This window comes from Moorena sp. SIO4A1, from assembly GCF_010672065.1.
Taxonomy (GTDB): domain Bacteria; phylum Cyanobacteriota; class Cyanobacteriia; order Cyanobacteriales; family Coleofasciculaceae; genus Moorena.
Window position 1 is genome coordinate 36,551 of record NZ_JAAHHX010000045.1, and the last position, 16,714, is coordinate 53,264.

The 16,714-nt window shown below is 43.5% G+C and carries 20 protein-coding genes; 19 read left to right on the forward strand and 1 reads right to left on the reverse strand.

The window, feature by feature from the left end:
* Positions 1-22: 22 nt before the first annotated feature.
* The 18 genes from rpsH (at position 23) to prfA (ending at position 12,091) form a co-directional block, all read left to right on the forward strand.
* Positions 23-424 (forward strand): 30S ribosomal protein S8, encoded by a 402-nt coding sequence (rpsH, locus tag F6K53_RS24830; RefSeq protein WP_293020892.1) that lies wholly within the window; start codon positions 23-25, stop codon positions 422-424.
* Positions 425-689: 265 nt separating this feature from the next.
* Positions 690-1,229, forward strand: a complete 540-nt coding sequence (rplF, locus tag F6K53_RS24835; RefSeq protein WP_293071538.1) for a 50S ribosomal protein L6 — start codon at positions 690-692, stop codon at positions 1,227-1,229.
* Between the two features lie 3 nt (positions 1,230-1,232).
* Complete coding sequence (gene rplR, locus F6K53_RS24840; RefSeq protein WP_008191189.1) at positions 1,233-1,595, forward strand: 50S ribosomal protein L18; 363 nt, start codon at positions 1,233-1,235, stop codon at positions 1,593-1,595.
* Between the two features lie 115 nt (positions 1,596-1,710).
* A complete protein-coding gene (gene rpsE, locus F6K53_RS24845) occupies positions 1,711-2,232 on the forward strand; it encodes a 30S ribosomal protein S5 (protein WP_008191187.1) in 522 nt (173 codons plus the stop codon).
* Between the two features lie 102 nt (positions 2,233-2,334).
* On the forward strand, positions 2,335-2,784 hold the full coding sequence (gene rplO, locus F6K53_RS24850; protein ID WP_070390675.1) for a 50S ribosomal protein L15: 450 nt from the start codon (positions 2,335-2,337) through the stop codon (positions 2,782-2,784).
* Between the two features lie 44 nt (positions 2,785-2,828).
* Complete coding sequence (gene secY, locus F6K53_RS24855) at positions 2,829-4,169, forward strand: preprotein translocase subunit SecY (RefSeq protein ID WP_071102175.1); 1,341 nt, start codon at positions 2,829-2,831, stop codon at positions 4,167-4,169.
* Between the two features lie 124 nt (positions 4,170-4,293).
* Positions 4,294-4,857, forward strand: a complete 564-nt coding sequence (locus tag F6K53_RS24860; RefSeq protein WP_293043879.1) for an adenylate kinase — start codon at positions 4,294-4,296, stop codon at positions 4,855-4,857.
* A gap of 327 nt (positions 4,858-5,184) precedes the next feature.
* Positions 5,185-5,409, forward strand: coding sequence for a translation initiation factor IF-1 (gene infA, locus F6K53_RS24865; protein ID WP_008191178.1), 225 nt, complete (start codon positions 5,185-5,187; stop codon positions 5,407-5,409).
* Between the two features lie 102 nt (positions 5,410-5,511).
* Positions 5,512-5,625 carry a 50S ribosomal protein L36 gene (rpmJ, locus tag F6K53_RS24870; protein WP_075895709.1) on the forward strand — a complete coding sequence of 38 codons (114 nt, stop codon included), beginning with the start codon at positions 5,512-5,514 and terminating at the stop codon, positions 5,623-5,625.
* Between the two features lie 71 nt (positions 5,626-5,696).
* Positions 5,697-6,080, forward strand: coding sequence for a 30S ribosomal protein S13 (gene rpsM / locus F6K53_RS24875; RefSeq protein WP_008191169.1), 384 nt, complete (start codon positions 5,697-5,699; stop codon positions 6,078-6,080).
* 186 nt (positions 6,081-6,266) lie between these two features.
* On the forward strand, positions 6,267-6,659 hold the full coding sequence (gene rpsK, locus F6K53_RS24880; protein ID WP_008191167.1) for a 30S ribosomal protein S11: 393 nt from the start codon (positions 6,267-6,269) through the stop codon (positions 6,657-6,659).
* Positions 6,660-6,811: 152 nt separating this feature from the next.
* Positions 6,812-7,756 (forward strand): DNA-directed RNA polymerase subunit alpha, encoded by a 945-nt coding sequence (locus F6K53_RS24885; RefSeq protein ID WP_293020883.1) that lies wholly within the window; start codon positions 6,812-6,814, stop codon positions 7,754-7,756.
* Between the two features lie 103 nt (positions 7,757-7,859).
* Entirely contained in the window at positions 7,860-8,210 is a 351-nt protein-coding gene (gene rplQ / locus F6K53_RS24890) for a 50S ribosomal protein L17 (protein ID WP_293020882.1), read from the forward strand.
* 61 nt (positions 8,211-8,271) lie between these two features.
* On the forward strand, positions 8,272-9,105 hold the full coding sequence (gene truA, locus F6K53_RS24895) for a tRNA pseudouridine(38-40) synthase TruA (RefSeq protein WP_293020965.1): 834 nt from the start codon (positions 8,272-8,274) through the stop codon (positions 9,103-9,105).
* 178 nt (positions 9,106-9,283) lie between these two features.
* On the forward strand, positions 9,284-9,733 hold the full coding sequence (gene rplM / locus F6K53_RS24900) for a 50S ribosomal protein L13 (protein WP_293020881.1): 450 nt from the start codon (positions 9,284-9,286) through the stop codon (positions 9,731-9,733).
* A 5-nt stretch (positions 9,734-9,738) separates the two neighbouring features.
* Positions 9,739-10,152, forward strand: a complete 414-nt coding sequence (gene rpsI, locus F6K53_RS24905; RefSeq protein WP_008191157.1) for a 30S ribosomal protein S9 — start codon at positions 9,739-9,741, stop codon at positions 10,150-10,152.
* 357 nt (positions 10,153-10,509) lie between these two features.
* Complete coding sequence (gene rpmE / locus F6K53_RS24910) at positions 10,510-10,758, forward strand: 50S ribosomal protein L31 (protein WP_293020880.1); 249 nt, start codon at positions 10,510-10,512, stop codon at positions 10,756-10,758.
* A 220-nt stretch (positions 10,759-10,978) separates the two neighbouring features.
* Positions 10,979-12,091 carry a peptide chain release factor 1 gene (gene prfA, locus F6K53_RS24915; protein ID WP_293020879.1) on the forward strand — a complete coding sequence of 371 codons (1,113 nt, stop codon included), beginning with the start codon at positions 10,979-10,981 and terminating at the stop codon, positions 12,089-12,091.
* 523 nt (positions 12,092-12,614) lie between these two features.
* Here the strand turns inward: prfA and F6K53_RS24920 are convergent.
* Complete coding sequence (locus tag F6K53_RS24920; protein ID WP_293043936.1) at positions 12,615-14,501, reverse strand: adenylate/guanylate cyclase domain-containing protein; 1,887 nt, start codon at positions 14,499-14,501, stop codon at positions 12,615-12,617.
* 676 nt (positions 14,502-15,177) lie between these two features.
* On the opposite strand from F6K53_RS24920, the gene F6K53_RS24925 reads away from it, so the two are divergent.
* Positions 15,178-16,509 carry an AAA-like domain-containing protein gene (locus F6K53_RS24925; protein ID WP_293043934.1) on the forward strand — a complete coding sequence of 444 codons (1,332 nt, stop codon included), beginning with the start codon at positions 15,178-15,180 and terminating at the stop codon, positions 16,507-16,509.
* The last annotated feature ends 205 nt before the right edge of the window (positions 16,510-16,714 follow it).

A 16,714-nucleotide genomic window follows, 5' to 3' on the forward strand; every position in this document is an offset into this window, starting at 1 on the left:
CCTGTAATCATAGGAAGGAACAATGCCGGCAAACGACACAATTGCAGATATGCTGACCCGCATTAGAAATGCCTGCTTGGTTCGGCATCAAACAACAAATGTACAATCAACTAAAATGACCCGGGCGATTGCCCAAGTACTCAAAGAAGAAGGCTTTATTACTGATTTTGAGGAAGCAGGCGAAGGGGTCAAAAGATACTTAGTTGTTTCCCTAAAATACAAGGGCAACAATCGCAAACCAATTATCAGAGCCCTGAAGCGGGTGAGTAAACCGGGATTGCGAGTTTACTCCAACCGTAAAGAACTGCCAAGAGTCTTGGGAGGGATTGGGATTGCTATTATCTCTACTTCTAATGGCATCATGACCGACAGGGAAGCAAGGCGTCGGGGAATTGGTGGTGAAGTTCTGTGTTACGTATGGTAAACGATGAAGCATGAAGGATGAAGGATATACTAAGAGCCGTCAGCTGACGCGCTACTTAAAAATCTAGGCTTGCCAGCTATCAGCTGAAAGCCCCTGTAGCTTAGAGCATCAGTTCGAGCAGCCAGATCAGTATATGCCCAACGGTTCGATAACAACCTAGGATTGATCGGATTAGCTGATTAACCAATTCATGACATGGTTCATACTTCATACTTCATACTTCATACTTCATAGTTCATACTTCTTTAGTTAGGAGGATTATTTTATGTCACGTATTGGCAAGCGCCCTATACCAATTCCCAGTAAAGTTACTGTAACAATAGACGGTCAACAGGTTAAGGTCAAAGGTTCCAAAGGTGAACTGGATTGGGTTTTGCCAGATACAATTAAAGCTGAGCAAGTTGGTGAAACTGTAGAGGTTTCCCGGCGCGAAGAAACCCGAACCGCCCGTGAAAGTCATGGTTTGTCTCGTACTCTGGTTGCCAACATGATTGAGGGAGTCTCCAAAGGCTTTGAAAAACGTTTGGACATTCAGGGAGTCGGTTATCGAGCTCAAGTGAAAGGTCGAAATCTAATTTTAAACGTTGGTTACAGCCAGCCAGTGGAGATCGTTCCTCCTGAGGGGATTGAAGTCAAAGTTGAAAACAACACCAACGTGATTGTCAGTGGCATCAACAAAGAAGTTGTAGGCAACACAGCTGCAAAAATTCGTGCAGTTCGACCCCCAGAAGTCTATAAAGGTAAAGGCATTCGATATGCCGGTGAAGTAGTCAGACGTAAAGCTGGTAAAGCAGGTAAGAAGTAAACTATGAAACTTACTCGAAAAGAATCTATACGACACAGACATAGGCGGGTACGCCGGAAAGTCAGTGGTACTGCTGAACGCCCAAGATTAGCTGTATTTCGCTCTAATGAGCACATTTATGTGCAAGTTATCGATGACAATCAGCAACATACCATAGTGGCAGCTTCAACGTTAGAACCAGCTCTGAGATCTGAACTCAAATCTGGAGCCACTTGTGAAGCCTCAGCTAAAGTGGGTCAGTTGGTGGCCCAGCGAGCACTAGAAAAAGGTCTCAAGAAAGTGGTCTTTGACCGTGGGGGATACCTATATCATGGTCGTGTCAAAGCTTTAGCAGAAGCTGCTCGTGAAGCAGGGCTAGATTTTTAGTAAATGCTAATTAAAAATTGAGAACTGACAATTGCAATTAGTTAAGAGTTAGCAGCGATAAATTAGCTAATCTTTGATTACTTACTATCATTCATGATTTAATCTATAGCGAACTATGGCAAATCGGAGAAAAAACAACCGCTCTAAAGAAAAAGAAAGTAATTGGCAAGAGCGGGTTATCCAAATCCGCCGCGTTAGTAAGGTGGTCAAAGGGGGCAAAAAATTGAGCTTCCGCGCCATCGTAGTTGTAGGTAATGAAAAAGGTCAAGTGGGGGTTGGTGTAGGCAAAGCCAGTGATGTAATTGGTGCTGTCCGTAAAGGAGTTGCTGATGCTAAAAAGCAACTCATTGATGTACCCTTAACCAAAACTAATTCCATTCCTCACCCATCTAGAGGTAGGGCTGTAGGAGCCAAAGTGATCATGCGACCTGCTGCTCCAGGAACTGGGGTGATTGCTGGTGGTGCTGTGCGCACAGTACTTGAGTTAGCTGGAGTTAAAAATGTCTTAGCTAAACAGCTTGGTTCCAATAACCCCCTCAATAATGCTAGAGCAGCAATCAACTCTCTTGATTCCCTGCGCACATTTTCAGAGGTGGCTCAAGAACGAGATATTCCCCTTGAACAAATCTATGCATAAATTAAAAACCAGGTAGGTAGAAATAAAAGTAATATGCTCAAGGTTGACGGTTTAGCGTCAGCCGTCAATCAAAAAAAAACATTTTTATCCTTACAAAAAACGATGAGAATCAATGATGCAGTCCCCAAACAAGGCTCCAAAAAGCGCCGACGCCGTGTAGGTCGTGGCATTGCTGCTGGTCAAGGGGCTAGCTGCGGTTTTGGAATGCGTGGTCAAAAATCCCGTTCAGGTCGAGGGACAAGACCTGGTTTTGAAGGGGGTCAGATGCCCTTATATCGCCGTATTCCCAAGTTAAAACACTTTACGGTCATTAACCCCAAACATTACACTACAATCAACGTAGGTAAGTTGGCATCACTTCCCGCCAATACTGAGGTAACTTTGGAATCCTTGTTGGAGACAGGTTTGGTCACCACCAATGATGGTCCATTGAAACTACTCGGTGATGGGGAGCTGAATGTGCCACTCAATATCAAAGCTGCTGCCTTTACAAGTGGTGCCCGCCAAAAAATCGAGGCGGCTGGTGGCAGCTGGGAAGTTATAGCTAAGTAACCCCTTTAGCCCTTATGCTCCTGTATCTTCAAGAGGTACCTTAAATGACTGTCAGTCGAGACAAAGCCCCAACTGCTCAAGAGACGTTTATGCAAATGGCTCAAGCGGCTGGCCTTAGAGGTCGGCTGCTTGTCACCGTTGGTTTGTTGATTTTAGCCCGCTTGGGTGTCTTTCTTCCTGTACCAGGAATTGATCGAGCCAGATTTTCAGCAGAACTGCAGAATAGCCCCTTTGTCGGTCTTTTAGACTTTTTCTCTGGTGGTGGTTTTTCCGCCCTAGGGATTTTTGCCTTGGGAATTTTGCCTTATATTAATGCTTCGATTATCCTACAACTGCTAACCGCAGCAATTCCTGCTTTAGAAAATTTGCAGAAAAATGAAGGTGAAGCAGGGCGTCGAAAAATCGGTCAGATTACCCGTTATGTTGCCCTAGGCTGGTCTGTGATTCAAAGTATTGGCTTATCGTTGTGGGCACAGCGGTTTGCTGTTGAACCAGGCGCATTCTTCGTGTTTGAAACTGTCCTTGCCCTCACGGCTGGCTCTATGTTCGTGATGTGGTTATCAGAGTTAATTACTGAACGAGGCATTGGCAACGGAGCTTCACTGTTGATTTTTGTCAATATTGTTGCTGTTTTGCCCCGCACCTTGGGTCAAACCATTGAACTGGCTCAGACCGGGGGTCGAGAAACCGTGGGTAAGGTAATTGTGCTGCTGTTAGTTTTCCTAGTCATGATTGTCGGTATTGTATTTGTGCAAGAAGGCAGCCGACGCATTCCGATTATTACTGCCAGACGTCAAGTTGGTAAGCGCCTTTACCGGGAGCGGAAAAATTATTTGCCCCTAAGGCTAAACCAAGGTGGCGTGATGCCAATTATCTTTGCCTCAGCCGTCTTAATCCTACCCACATCTCTAGCTGGAATAACTAGTGGCGATAATAGCAATGGATTGTTAGCCCCAATCAATCAAGTCCTAATTCAGATTGCCAATTATCTCAACCCCAATGGTCAAACTCCTTGGGTCTATGTTGCTGTCTATTTAGTGTTGATTTTGTTCTTTAGCTACTTCTACGCCTCCCTGATTATCAACCCAGTAGATATGTCCCAGAATTTGAAGAAAATGGGGGCAAGTATCCCTGGTATTCGACCAGGAAGAGCTACCAGTGAATATATAGAGAGAGTTTTGAACCGACTGACCTTATTAGGAGCAATTTTCCTAGGACTGGTAGCTGTAGTACCAACTGCAGTCGAAAGCGCCACTGGTGTAACCACATTTAGAGGATTAGGTGCCACATCGTTGCTGATTTTGGTGGGAGTTGCCATCGATACAGCCAAGCAAATTCAAACCTACGTGATTTCCCAGCGTTACGAAGGTATGGTCAAGCAGTAAAATCATTGGGCTTTGGAAGCAGCAGCTTTTTTCGGTGAATGAACCTCAAATTTTCGGGTCAGTTGGTTTTTGTTCATTACCTAGGACAAAAACCAACTGACACATCACCCATGACACATGACACATGAAAAGATTAATCTTTTTAGGACCTCCAGGAGCAGGTAAAGGAACTCAAGCCAAAATTGTGGCTGAACAACTAGGGATTCCTCACATTTCAACCGGGGAAATTTTGCGAGGTGCTGTTAGTGCTCAAACCCTCCTGGGTCAAAAAGCTCAGTCCTATATGGATAAGGGAGAATTGGTGCCTGACGAGTTGCTCATAGATCTGATCCGCGATCGCCTAAATCAACCCGATGCTCAAAAGGGTTGGATATTAGACGGTTTTCCCCGTAACGTCAGCCAAGCCCATTTCTTGAATGACCTGTTGCAGGAGCTTGACCAAACTTTGGATGGTGCCATCAACCTGGAAGTTCCAGATCAGGTTTTGATCGACAGACTATTGGAAAGGGGTCGTAAGGAGGGACGTACAGATGATAATGAGGAAACTATCCGCACACGTCTTGAGGTCTATAACCATCAAACAGCTCCTTTGGTGGAATTTTACCGAGAACACTCAGCTTTAAAATCGATTAATGGTGATCTCTCCTTAGAGCAAGTCACAGAATCGATTAAACAGGTTCTAGGGTAATGATTTTAGGGTAAACCGGTTAGCGTGTAAATTCGTAAAACCCCCTGCGTCCGGCAGGTCAGCCATCATCTGACCCTATTGTAGCTAATACCATTAGCCTAATACGACTAATTTAGACTAATGGTTCTTATAATGGTTCGACCGGTGTAACCTATGCTTTGAGCTAGCCCACGGGAAAAATGCTTCCCTCACCCCGCTACTCCAAATTTGGTGGCAAAGTCATTTAGTTGGTATAATTTTGGATTTGATAAAATATGTTAAGACTCCCTGAATTAAATAATCAAAATTTAGAACCTAGGGGGATAGTTGTATTGAGGTTAAAACACGTTGGCTAAACAAGACTTAATTGAAATGGAAGGCACGGTGACCGAATCCCTGCCGAATGCCATGTTCCGGGTTGACTTGGACAATGGCTTTAATGTCCTAGCTCATATTTCCGGTAAAATCCGTCGGAATTACATCAAAATTCTGCCTGGAGACCGGGTCAAAGTTGAACTAACCCCCTACGATTTAACCAAAGGTAGGATTACCTACCGCCTGCGTAAGAAGTAAAACTAGCAGTGACTTCTGTTTTATTAAAAATCAGTTAAATTTGACAAGTCAACCAAAAAAAAGATATAATAACCAACTGCATTATGTCCAGAAAAAAAAGACATGAAAGTTAGACCATCTGTCCGAAAAATGTGTGAGAAGTGCCGCGTAATTAAACGCCACGGTCGAGTTATGGTAATTTGCCCCAATCCCAAGCACAAACAGCGTCAGGGATAAATCTCAAATCCATACACTTAATCCATACATTTAATTTGTAGCACAAAACTTCAGTCAAGGGAGAACCAAGCGTGGCTCGGATTGCCAGTGTAGACCTACCTCGCGATAAACGTGTAGAAATAGGTCTGACCTACATTTATGGAATCGGTCTGTCGCGGTCTAAAGACATTTTAGCAGCAACAGGAGTTAACCCAGATACGAGGGTTAAGGATTTGACCGATGCGGAGGTGGCTGCCCTCAGAGCAGCTGTCGAAAAAAATTATCAGGTGGAAGGGGATTTAAGGCGCTGGCAGTCAATGAACATCAAGCGCCTAGTAGATATTGGTACCTATCGCGGACGTCGTCATCGCATGGGACTGCCCGTGAGAGGACAGCGAACCCGCACTAATGCCCGTACCCGTCGCGGTAGACGAGTGACTATCGCTGGAAAGAAAAAAGCACCGGCTAAGAAGTAATAGCTCTAGTCAGCCCAACTATCCACCACAGCTTTCTTGTCATTGGTCATTCGTCAAAAGTAACTGCCAGGAGACCTTCTGTTAGTCACTTTGGACAAAGGACTTTGGACAAAAGACTTTCGAAAAAATTGTACAGGTTACTCAACCCCAAGATAATCAATCACCCATAGAGTAAAGTCAAGTGACATGGCGCGACCAACAAAAAAAGGTGGTACAAAAAAGCAGAAACGCAATGTACCCAATGGAATAGCATACATCCAGTCTACGTTCAATAATACTATCGTTACCATTTCTGACACCAAAGGGGATGTAGTCTCTTGGGCTTCAGCTGGCTCTAGTGGATTTAAGGGGGCAAAAAAAGGAACTCCCTTCGCTGCTCAGACCGCTGCTGACAGTGCTGCCCGACGAGCCATAGACCAAGGTATGCGTCAGGTGGAAGTGATGGTGAGTGGACCAGGAGCAGGTCGAGAAACCGCTATTCGGGCCCTGCAAGGAGCCGGACTGGAAATCACCCTAATCAGGGATGTAACTCCAATTCCTCATAACGGCTGCCGTCCACCCAAACGGCGTCGAGTATAAGAGTATATTTTTTGCGACCGTTAGGTTGAAAGGAAAGTAGCTTGAAAGGAGGAGGTTCATCAGGAACTTCTTACCCTTTTTACCCTTTGGCTTACTATCCCTTCAACCTGTATTCGGTTAAAGGGGTCTTATGAATAGAGGGAGGTCACTCTGTGGCGCAGTTTCAGATTGAGTGTGTAGAATCCAAAACACTGAAGAACCAAAGTCAGTATAGCAGATTTGTCCTAGAGCCTCTCGAACGTGGTCAAGGCACAACGGTTGGCAACGCCCTCAGACGAGTTTTGCTGTCCAACCTAGAAGGGGCAGCAGTGACGGCTGTCCGGATTGCTGGCGTAAACAATGAGTTTGCCACAATTGAGGGAGTCAGAGAGGATGTCCTGGAAATTATGCTGAATATGAAGGAAGTTGTCCTAAAAAGCTACACCTCTCAACCTCAGATAGGTCGAGTGATGATTACTGGGCCATCCACTGTGAGAGCTGCTCAGTTTGATTTGCCCTCGGAGGTGGAAATTATTGCTCCAGGTCAGTATGTTGCTACCTTAGCAGAAGGGGCTAAGCTGGAAATGGAGTTCCGCATCGAAAAAGGTACAGGATATCGCTCTGTGGAACGGGGGCATGATGAATCAACAGCGGTAGATTTCCTCCAGATTGACTCTGTGTTCATGCCGGTGACTAAAGTAAATTACAGCGTTGAAAATACTCGCATTGATGGTGCTCTGGAAAAGGATCGCTTAAGTTTAGAGGTCTGGACCAATGGTAGTATAACTCCCCAAGAAGCTCTATCTCAAGCGGCTGGTACCCTGGTCGATCTGTTCAATCCTCTTAAGGAGATTAATCTAGAATCTATTAAAGATGACTATGGTGATGATGACGATCCCACCAGCCAAATCCCGATCGAAGAATTACAACTCTCGGTTCGGGCTTACAACTGCCTGAAACGAGCACAGATAAATTCTGTATCCGATTTGCTCGATTATAGTCAGGAAGACCTCCTAGAAATCAAAAACTTTGGTCAAAAGTCGGCTGAAGAAGTGATTGAAGCTCTGCAACGACGTCTAGGAATTACACTGCCCCACGAAAAATCCGCTAAGACTTAACCACAACAATTAAACTTAAGGGACTGGAGAAGCACGCAAGTAGCTAGTCTAAACCCTAGGAATAAAGGCAAATCTTGTTCAAAAAAAAGGAGGAAGCTAAAAAATGCGTCACGGGCGTCGTGTGCCAAAACTGGGCAAGCCAGCAGATCAACGTCGGGCTCTGATGAGATCCCTGACCACTGAATTACTGCGTCATGGTCGAATCACTACCACTAAAGCTCGGGCAAAAGCCATTCGTTCGGAGGTGGAGCGAATCATTACCCTGGCCAAGGATGGTTCATTGGCATCCCGACGTAGGGCAATTGCCTATCTCTACGACAAAAAGTTAGTTCACTCCCTCTTTGCTGGAGTGAACGAGCGATATGGCGATCGCAATGGCGGATATACCCGAATTCTGCGCACGGTGCGGCGTCGTGGTGATAATGCTGAAATATCTATTATTGAACTAGTCTGAGGCAATTAACCATTAAAGCAATTAACCATTAAAAATGTCAATTGTTAATCGTTAATCCATGATGTCTGCCAACGATGCTAAAGCTATCCAGCGAATTGCCCTGGTTATTCAATACCTGGGTAATAACTTTTATGGCTGGCAGCGACAACCAAAGCATCGCAGTGTTCAGTCGGAAATCGAAACAGTTCTGTCCACCGTGCAACAGCGAGCCATAACCCTATATGGTGCTGGTCGTACTGATACAGGGGTTCACGCTGCTGCCCAAGTCGCTCATTTTAATGCCACAGGTCCCATACCAGCCCATCGCTGGGCAGCCATACTCAATAGTAGACTGCCAGAGGATATCTTAGTCCGAGCATCAGCATTAGTATCACCAGACTGGCATGCTCGGTTTAGTGCCATCTGGCGTCGTTATCGATACACAATCTATACCGACGCCTGCCCTAACTTGTTTGTGCAACCCTTTTGTTGGCACTATTATCAAGCTCCCCTTGATGAATCCCTGATTCAGGCAGCCTTAAAACCACTGCTGGGTAAGCATCACTTGGCAGCCTTTCACCGAAGCAACTCGGGGCGATCGCATTCCTGGGTAAATGTGCAAGCAGCCGAATGTTATCGCAATGGACCATTTATTCATATAGAAATTCAAGCTAACGGATTTCTATATGGTATGGTGCGTCTGTTGGTAGGAATGCTAGTACAAGTGGGAATAGGGAAGCTAACCCCAGAACAGTTTACTGACATCTGGGTTAACCAACAGCGGGACAAGGTGAAATACGCTTCCCCAGCCAAAGGCTTGTGCTTGCTAAGGGTTGGCTACCCAGAATGCCCCTTCCCGCCAGAAATATGGTATGATACCCAACCCAAATTTATACTACCTCAATTGACCGGTTGAAGGTTACAGGTAACAAGGTTGAAGGTCACTGAATCTGTCAATAGTCAACCTTTTAACCTGTCAACCTACTAACTGACAAGGGATCCCTGGGCTAGAACAACCTGTCAAGCTTGGCCAAAAGGCCACGCTACGCGAACAACGTTTCAACCCAACCGTAAACCTGATATTAATTGAACCGATGGAAAAAACCCACATCCCAACTCAAGACTCAATCGAAAAAAAGTGGTACGTTGTAGACGCCACCAACCAACGTCTAGGACGACTAGCCAGTGAAATTGCCATCATTCTGCGGGGTAAAAACAAACCTACTTACACCCCCCACATGGATACTGGAGACTTTGTGATTGTTGTCAATGCCGAAAAAGTTATGGTCACTGGCAGAAAACGCGAACAAAAGCTATACCGCCGTCATTCCGGTCGTCCTGGGGGTATGAAGACAGAAACCTTTGCCCAATTGCAAGCACGTATACCCGAAAGAATTATCGAGAAAGCTGTCAAGGGTATGCTACCTAAAAACTCTCTGGGTCGCCAACTTTTCAAGAAGCTGAAAGTTTACACTGGTCAGACCCATCCCCATGAAGCACAACAACCCCAAGAACTAACTATTAAAACAATTCCAGGAGGCTAAAACCAATGCAAGCAGAAGAACAAGCAGGTCGCGCTGTTTACTGGGGAACTGGTCGTCGTAAGTCATCAGTTGCTAGGGTGCGTTTGGTTCCCGGTAGCGGTCAGTTGATTGTTAATAAACGTCCAGGGGACGCTTACTTTAACTTTAACCCCATGTACCTAGCCAGCCTGAAAGCACCTTTGGAAACCTTAGGTTTGGAAAATGAGTACGATATCCTAGTCAATGCCCACGGTGGTGGCTTAACGGGACAATCTGATGCTGTGCGTCTAGGGGTGGCTAGAGCCTTGTGCGAACTAGACCCAGAAAACCGCCAACCTCTTAAAATAGAAGGCTACTTGACTCGTGACCCACGGTCAAAAGAGCGCAAGAAATATGGATTGAAAAAAGCTCGGAAAGCCCCCCAATACTCGAAGCGATAAATTATCAGCTGGCTAATTTAAAATTCAACATGGTAATTAAAAATTTGTAAGCATTCAGACCTTAGCTATTAGCTATCAGCCATTCCGAATAAACGTTTAGCTAAAAGCAATAATAAATAAGCTAATAAATTAGCTGATTAAGGGTTGTCCACAATAGCTAATGTATGGGCAATATTAAGCCACATGCCTAAGTTTGACAGGATTGAAAAGCTGACTGCTAAGGGGCTGATAGCACCTCAAGTAGCGTACGGCACAGGCTTCTAGCCTGTGGTGTAGCGCATATCATTACCATAATTTAACAATTAGCAATGTAAAATTAGCTAATTATATAGTAAAATACAAAGCAAAGGAGGAACTATGCCAAAACCAGATATTCACCCAGAGTGGTACCCAGAAGCCAAAGTCTATTGCAACGGGGAAGTTGTGATGACCGTTGGCTCAACTCAGCCAGAACTTCACGTAGATGTTTGGTCTGGTAATCATCCCTTCTACACAGGAACCCAGAAAATTATTGATACGGAAGGGCGAGTTGAACGCTTTATGCGGAAATATGGGATGCTGGATGGTGCAGAAAATACAGCTAGCTCTGATGGGACAAAGAAATAGCTCCTAACGTTCAAGGGTGAAGGATGAAGGAGAAAAGATGAACCAGGAGGAATGAAGGATGAAATGGGTTTAGCGATGGCTAACTTAAGGTTGACTAAAAACTTGATAAACAGTTAGGAGTTAAATTTCCCACTTAATACTTCCCAGTTCATAATTCATAAATTTATACTTCATCCTTCCTAACTTCTGAGGCTATTTCAAGAGAGCGATCGCATAAACCATGGCTGAAACCTACCTGCTGGAAAAACTAAACTCTGTCGAGCAAACCTACCATGAATTAACAAGGCGTCTGGCTGATCCAGATATCGCCACTGACCCCAATGAGTTGCAACGAGTGGCAAAAGCTCGTTCCTCCCTAGAAGGAGTTGTTGCTACCTACGACAACTGGAAGCAAACCCAAGAGGAGTTGGCAGGAGCACGGCAAATCCTTAAAGAATCCACTGGTGAGCCAGAATTGCAAGAAATGGCAGCTCTGGAAGTTGAGGAACTCCAGACCAAGCTAGAGCACCTGGAAAGAGAACTTAAAATATTACTCTTGCCTAAAGACCCGAATGATGAAAAGAATATCATGCTAGAGATTCGGGCAGGAACTGGTGGCGATGAAGCAAGTATCTGGGCAGGGGACTTGGTACGAATGTACTCACGCTATTCCGAAAGTCAAAACTGGCGAGTAAAGTTATTGAGTGAGTCTCTGGCGGATATGGGAGGCTTCAAAGAAGCGATATTAGAAATTCAGGGAGAGCAAGTTTACAGCAAGCTAAAGTTTGAAGCTGGGGTTCATCGAGTCCAACGAGTACCTGTGACTGAGGCTGGCGGTAGAGTTCACACCTCAACAGCAACGGTAGCCGTGATGCCAGAAGTTGATGACGTGGATGTGGACATAGACCCCAAGGAGATCGAAATTTCTACAGCCCGTTCTGGTGGTGCTGGTGGTCAGAACGTAAACAAAGTAGAAACGGCAGTTGATTTGTACCACAAACCTACAGGAATTCGCATTTTTTGTACAGAAGAACGATCTCAGCTACAAAACCGAGAGCGAGCCATGCAAATTCTCCGGGCTAAGCTGTATGAGATCAAGTTACAGGAACAACAGGAAGCGGTGACCTCGATGAGGCGTTCCCAAGTTGGTACAGGGGCTCGTTCTGAGAAAATCCGCACCTACAACTACAAAGATAATCGGGTCACCGATCACCGACTGGGTCAAAATTATTCCCTCGCTCCTTTGCTGGAGGGGGACTTGGAGGGAGTGATTCAATCTTGCATTAGCCAAGACCAGCAGGAGCAATTGGAAAAATTGGCATCTTCTACATCCAACGGTGAATCTTTAACTTGATGCCAAGTTAGCTAAAGGCTTCTCGCGCCTTTAGCTAAAAGCCTTGCCTTATCTGGGGTTTACTCTAACTGAAGCGCAGACTAGAAAACAACAGTGTGTTGTTAGGTTTGTGTATTAAATCATAATCAAAATTTTGTCAACTAGATTTTAAGTGTTGCTTGATTTTATTGACACTCCGCGCCGAAGTAAGAACGGGGATTCTTAGTTCCTCGACATGCCTTAAAATTAGCTATCCGTCAAAGGCAATATTTAAGCCAAATGCCCGTTAAAAACCAAACATCTAGCCTAATTTAACTAACCCCAGTGGGCTTGTCTCCCTAAGCGTTGAGTTTCCTCAGTTTCCGTGTGCCCCACGGTACTTTTGTTTTCAAAGTTTGCTTTACTGGTTGTCGGTATCTGTTAGGATCCATACGTTTTTAATGAGGTTTTTCGCGCCTCAAGTGCTAACATCGCTTTACGTCGTGAAATTATGACAGTACCGACGAATCCTGTCTGTGTTAGGCCACTCTCTTATTCTAGCACATTACTTGAAAGCCGTCCTAGAAGGACGGGGCTTGAAACCCATCTTTTTAGTCACTCCAGAGAGACGAGTATGAAGTTGACATTGTCCAAGATAAATTTGTGCTACACTATCTCCTGGGTTCAAGCGTAGACATTCCTGAAACAGAACTGATGCCTTGGAGAAATAATGGAGATTATAAAGTACCAAGGCTTGTTCAAATTTGCTGCGAGTAATTAACTTCCCTTCTCGCAGTTGAGGTTTATCGGCATCAAAGATTTCATAAACTGTCACCATTTCCGATTTCCCCTTGACTGGTACCCGATCAATCAAGCGAATGGCATAAGCTAAGGGATTATCTAACTTCCAATAAGTATGCTGAGTGATTAATAACGGCACCCCATAACGTTTCGTTAATTCTTCTAAACGAGACGCTAAATTGACCCCATCGCTGATGACAGTGCTATCCATCCGATTTTTTCCTCCCACTGCTCCTAGCATCAACGAACCAGTATTGATGCCAATCCCAACGGTGATGGCTGGGTGTCCTGAGCTTCGCCGAGATTGATTATAGTCAGCTAGGGACTTTAGCATAGCAATTCCGGCGTTGACCGCATGATTAGCACTTTCGTTAAACAGAGCCATAATCCCATCCCCCATGTATTTATCAATAAAGCCATGATTTCCAGTGATGGCAGATTCCATACGAGAAAGATAGGTATTGATAAATTCAAAATTTTCCTCAGGTGTCATACTTTCCGATAGGGTGCTAAAGGAGCGAATATCGGAAAATAGCACCGACATCTCTTGCTGAACATGATCCCCTAATTGAACATCGGTAATGCTTGGTTTGTTCAATAATTGGAGAAACTGATGAGGGACAAAGCTTGCATAAGCTTGATTGACTTGGGAGAATTCCTGCTTCAAGCGTAGGTGTTCTGCTTCTGCTTTTTTGCGTTGGGTGATATCGTGAAAAGCTACGATAGCATAGGCAATGTTGCTCAATTCATTAAAGATAGGTGTTCCCCAACTTTCTATAGGGATAATTTTTTCTCCTTGGTGGATTTCCAGATCATCCAGGGTGGCGTTTTCACCTTTTAATGCCTTTACAGCAACTAATTTTTCAGCAAAGTATAGCTGATTGGTTCCGGCAACATAAAGTTGATAAACCTCTGGCATTTGCTCAGCTGTAGTTAATGGCACGACTCCCTTACCGAATAACTGCCGCGCCTTATAATTGAGGAATTCTAGTACCCCCTTATCATTAAACACAGCCACACCCACAGGCATCCTTTCTAGAAACTGGGTCAATTGATACTGGTTCTCTAGCAGTTCGTCAACTAGGACAGTTTGCTGACGGTTTATAGCACTCAGATGCTGCCACTCTTGATTAGCTTGTTCTGGTGCTGTAGTATATTCTGAAATCTGTGCTGCTTGATCACAGATGATTTTTTCCAACTGCTGATTGAGTTCCTGAAGTTGGCGATTTTGTGCCTTCAGTGTTTCCTCAAGAAGATAAGTATGTATGGCTTCTATGACTGTCAATTTCAGGTCTTCAGATGGACAAGGCTTCCCTAGGTAACGATATAACTTTGCATACCGAATAGCCTTGGCTGTAGCTTCCAAATCCAGATCACCCGTCAGCATAATTTTGAGAGTTTGATTAGAGAAAAAATAAGCTATGTTTAATAAGTCATCCCCTTTCAGATCAGGGATAACAGCACCAGCCAAAACTAAAGCAACTTCATACTCGTCATTGCGCAACTCTTCGACTAACTTTACAACCCCTTTACTCCCTTCAAAATTTTCAATCAGATTTTCTTTGCCGAGAGTATTACCTAGAGATATTTTTAGGTTATTGAGAACTGATGGATCATTATCAATACAAATAATTATTAATGGGTTTGTCATGGCAAATTATCATCTGCAAAATTATCTTGAATTATTTAAATAAATGCCTGGCGGCAATTGATTATTATTATAATATATTTTTTTTTGTCATAACAAAATATTGCCTGCTTATTAATTGATTGGATTAAATGATTGAAGTAAATCATTTGGTGGAATTAAAGATAAACTATTATTCCCTAAACTCTTAGTTGTTTACCATTGATTAATAACAGTAAGCCATCAACAGTAAACCACAAAAAAATTACATATTTTATTTATTAATACCAAATCACTTATCTCAAGCTATGGATTGAGCAGACAAGTTTTATTTTTTGGAGCAACATATAGTATTGTGGCGATAGTGCCCTCTACAGTCAACACCAAAATGTAGCCAATTGCTTTTACGATTTAGCTACACTATTGACCCAATCTGCTGGAAATTTATCTGATTAAGCCACTCAATTAACCCCTAATTCCCTAGACAATCTACCTAAATACCAATAAATATCATTAAATAATTGATTTGTCAACTATCCCAAGACACCCATTTGATAGGCATGTTAGCACTATACATAATAGTATGTATTTGTCAATTAGCAAGTGTAGCCAGTTTAATCACGCTCATCAACCTAAATTAATTGTCTGCCTTGTTAGAAACCGCTAAAGTGTCGTTTGAGATATTGGGGAACTCTTAGTGATGACTATTGATCAGGTACTTGACATCCTCAAAAGTGTTGAGAAAATCAAGTTAACTCCACTTCAGGAATGGATATTGCACCAAGCCTGGGAAGGAAAAACCTATACCGATATGGCGATCGAAGCACACTATGGCCCTGAATACCTCAGAAAGACTGCCTATAAGTTGTGGCGATTACTGGGAGACATTTTTGGCAAAGCGATCACCAAGACCAATTTCCGGAACACCCTGGAAACAACCCCGATTACTTCCTACCATCAAGAACTAATTCAGCAATATTACCGCCGTCAATGCCTACGTAAAATTGCTGAATTTCCTAGTGGAGCACTTCCCCTACCATCTCACCTTTATATAGAGCGTCCTCCGATTGAAGAGCTTTGCTATCAAGCCATTCACCAACCCGGAAGTTTACTCCGGATTACAGGACCAAAAGAGACAGGAAAAACGTCTTTGCTATTGCGAATATTAGACCAGGCAAGAGAAAAACAATATGGCAGAGTTTACCTCAATTTTAACCAAGCAGAAACCGCCATTTTAAGCAATTTAGACCGGCTATTGCGCTGGTTATGTGTTAACATCAGTTACCAACTCCAGCTTCCCCAGCAACTGGATGACTATTGGGATAAAGACCTAGGCAGTAAGGTCAGCTGTATGAGTTACTTACAAGAACATATCCTAGAAAAAATAGACCATCCCCTAGTTTTGGCAATGGATGAAGTCCATCGGTTGTTTGAGCATACCCAAACTGCTAAAGATTTTTTACCCTTATTGCGCTCTTGGCATGAGGAATCTAAACAACTACCGCTGTGGCGAAAGCTGCGGGTTGTTGTGGTTTACTCGACAGAAATTTATGTTGCTCTGGAAACTTCCCAATCTCCGTTTAATGTGGGATTACCGATTAAGTTACCCGAGTTTAACAAACAGCAAATCCAACAGTTAGCTCAGCTTTATAGATTACATTGGTCAAATAGTGAAGCTGCTGGCAAACTGATGGCTGTGGTGGGGGGACATCCGGGATTAGTGCAGCTTGCTCTGTATCACTTGGCTTATCATAATATTAGCCTAGAACAATTACTCGCTGAAGCAGCTACTGCTACGGGAATTTATAGTGACTATTTGCGGCAACACTTAAGTGTACTTAGGGCAAATCCTGATTTAGCTACTACTCTTAAACAGGTGGTTGCAGCAGATAGGGGAGTTGAGCTCGATCCAATCAGTATCTATAAGTTACAGAGTATGGGTTTGGTGAGTGTTCAGAGAAATCAAGTTACACTCTGTTGTAATTTATATCGTCAGTATTTTTTAGAACACCTTGATATGTTGAAGGTTTAAGGTTTAAGGTTTAATGTTGAAGGTTTAATGTTGAAGGTTTAATGTTGAAGGTTTAATGTTGAAGGTTGTCTGTCAGAATTAATTCTTAATTCTTAATTCTTAATTCTTAATTCTTAATTCTTAATTCTTAATTCTTAATTCTTAATTCTTAATTCTTAATTCTTAATTCTTAATTCTTAATTCTTAATTCTTAATTCTTAATTCT

What these genes read in the sequence shown, in the direction of transcription:
- rpsH (WP_293020892.1), top strand. Translation starts at nt 23, where the DNA reads ATGCCGGCAAACGACACAATTGCAGATATGCTGACCCGCATTAGAAAT.
- rplF (WP_293071538.1), top strand. Translation starts at nt 690, where the DNA reads ATGTCACGTATTGGCAAGCGCCCTATACCAATTCCCAGTAAAGTTACT.
- rplR (WP_008191189.1), top strand. Translation starts at nt 1,233, where the DNA reads ATGAAACTTACTCGAAAAGAATCTATACGACACAGACATAGGCGGGTA.
- rpsE (WP_008191187.1), top strand. Translation starts at nt 1,711, where the DNA reads ATGGCAAATCGGAGAAAAAACAACCGCTCTAAAGAAAAAGAAAGTAAT.
- rplO (WP_070390675.1), top strand. Translation starts at nt 2,335, where the DNA reads ATGAGAATCAATGATGCAGTCCCCAAACAAGGCTCCAAAAAGCGCCGA.
- secY (WP_071102175.1), top strand. Translation starts at nt 2,829, where the DNA reads ATGACTGTCAGTCGAGACAAAGCCCCAACTGCTCAAGAGACGTTTATG.
- F6K53_RS24860 (WP_293043879.1), top strand. Translation starts at nt 4,294, where the DNA reads ATGAAAAGATTAATCTTTTTAGGACCTCCAGGAGCAGGTAAAGGAACT.
- rpmJ (WP_075895709.1), top strand. Translation starts at nt 5,512, where the DNA reads ATGAAAGTTAGACCATCTGTCCGAAAAATGTGTGAGAAGTGCCGCGTA.
- rpsK (WP_008191167.1), top strand. Translation starts at nt 6,267, where the DNA reads ATGGCGCGACCAACAAAAAAAGGTGGTACAAAAAAGCAGAAACGCAAT.
- rplQ (WP_293020882.1), top strand. Translation starts at nt 7,860, where the DNA reads ATGCGTCACGGGCGTCGTGTGCCAAAACTGGGCAAGCCAGCAGATCAA.
- truA (WP_293020965.1), top strand. Translation starts at nt 8,272, where the DNA reads ATGTCTGCCAACGATGCTAAAGCTATCCAGCGAATTGCCCTGGTTATT.
- rplM (WP_293020881.1), top strand. Translation starts at nt 9,284, where the DNA reads ATGGAAAAAACCCACATCCCAACTCAAGACTCAATCGAAAAAAAGTGG.
- rpsI (WP_008191157.1), top strand. Translation starts at nt 9,739, where the DNA reads ATGCAAGCAGAAGAACAAGCAGGTCGCGCTGTTTACTGGGGAACTGGT.
- rpmE (WP_293020880.1), top strand. Translation starts at nt 10,510, where the DNA reads ATGCCAAAACCAGATATTCACCCAGAGTGGTACCCAGAAGCCAAAGTC.
- prfA (WP_293020879.1), top strand. Translation starts at nt 10,979, where the DNA reads ATGGCTGAAACCTACCTGCTGGAAAAACTAAACTCTGTCGAGCAAACC.
- F6K53_RS24920 (WP_293043936.1), bottom strand. Translation starts at nt 14,501, where the DNA reads ATGACAAACCCATTAATAATTATTTGTATTGATAATGATCCATCAGTT.
- F6K53_RS24925 (WP_293043934.1), top strand. Translation starts at nt 15,178, where the DNA reads ATGACTATTGATCAGGTACTTGACATCCTCAAAAGTGTTGAGAAAATC.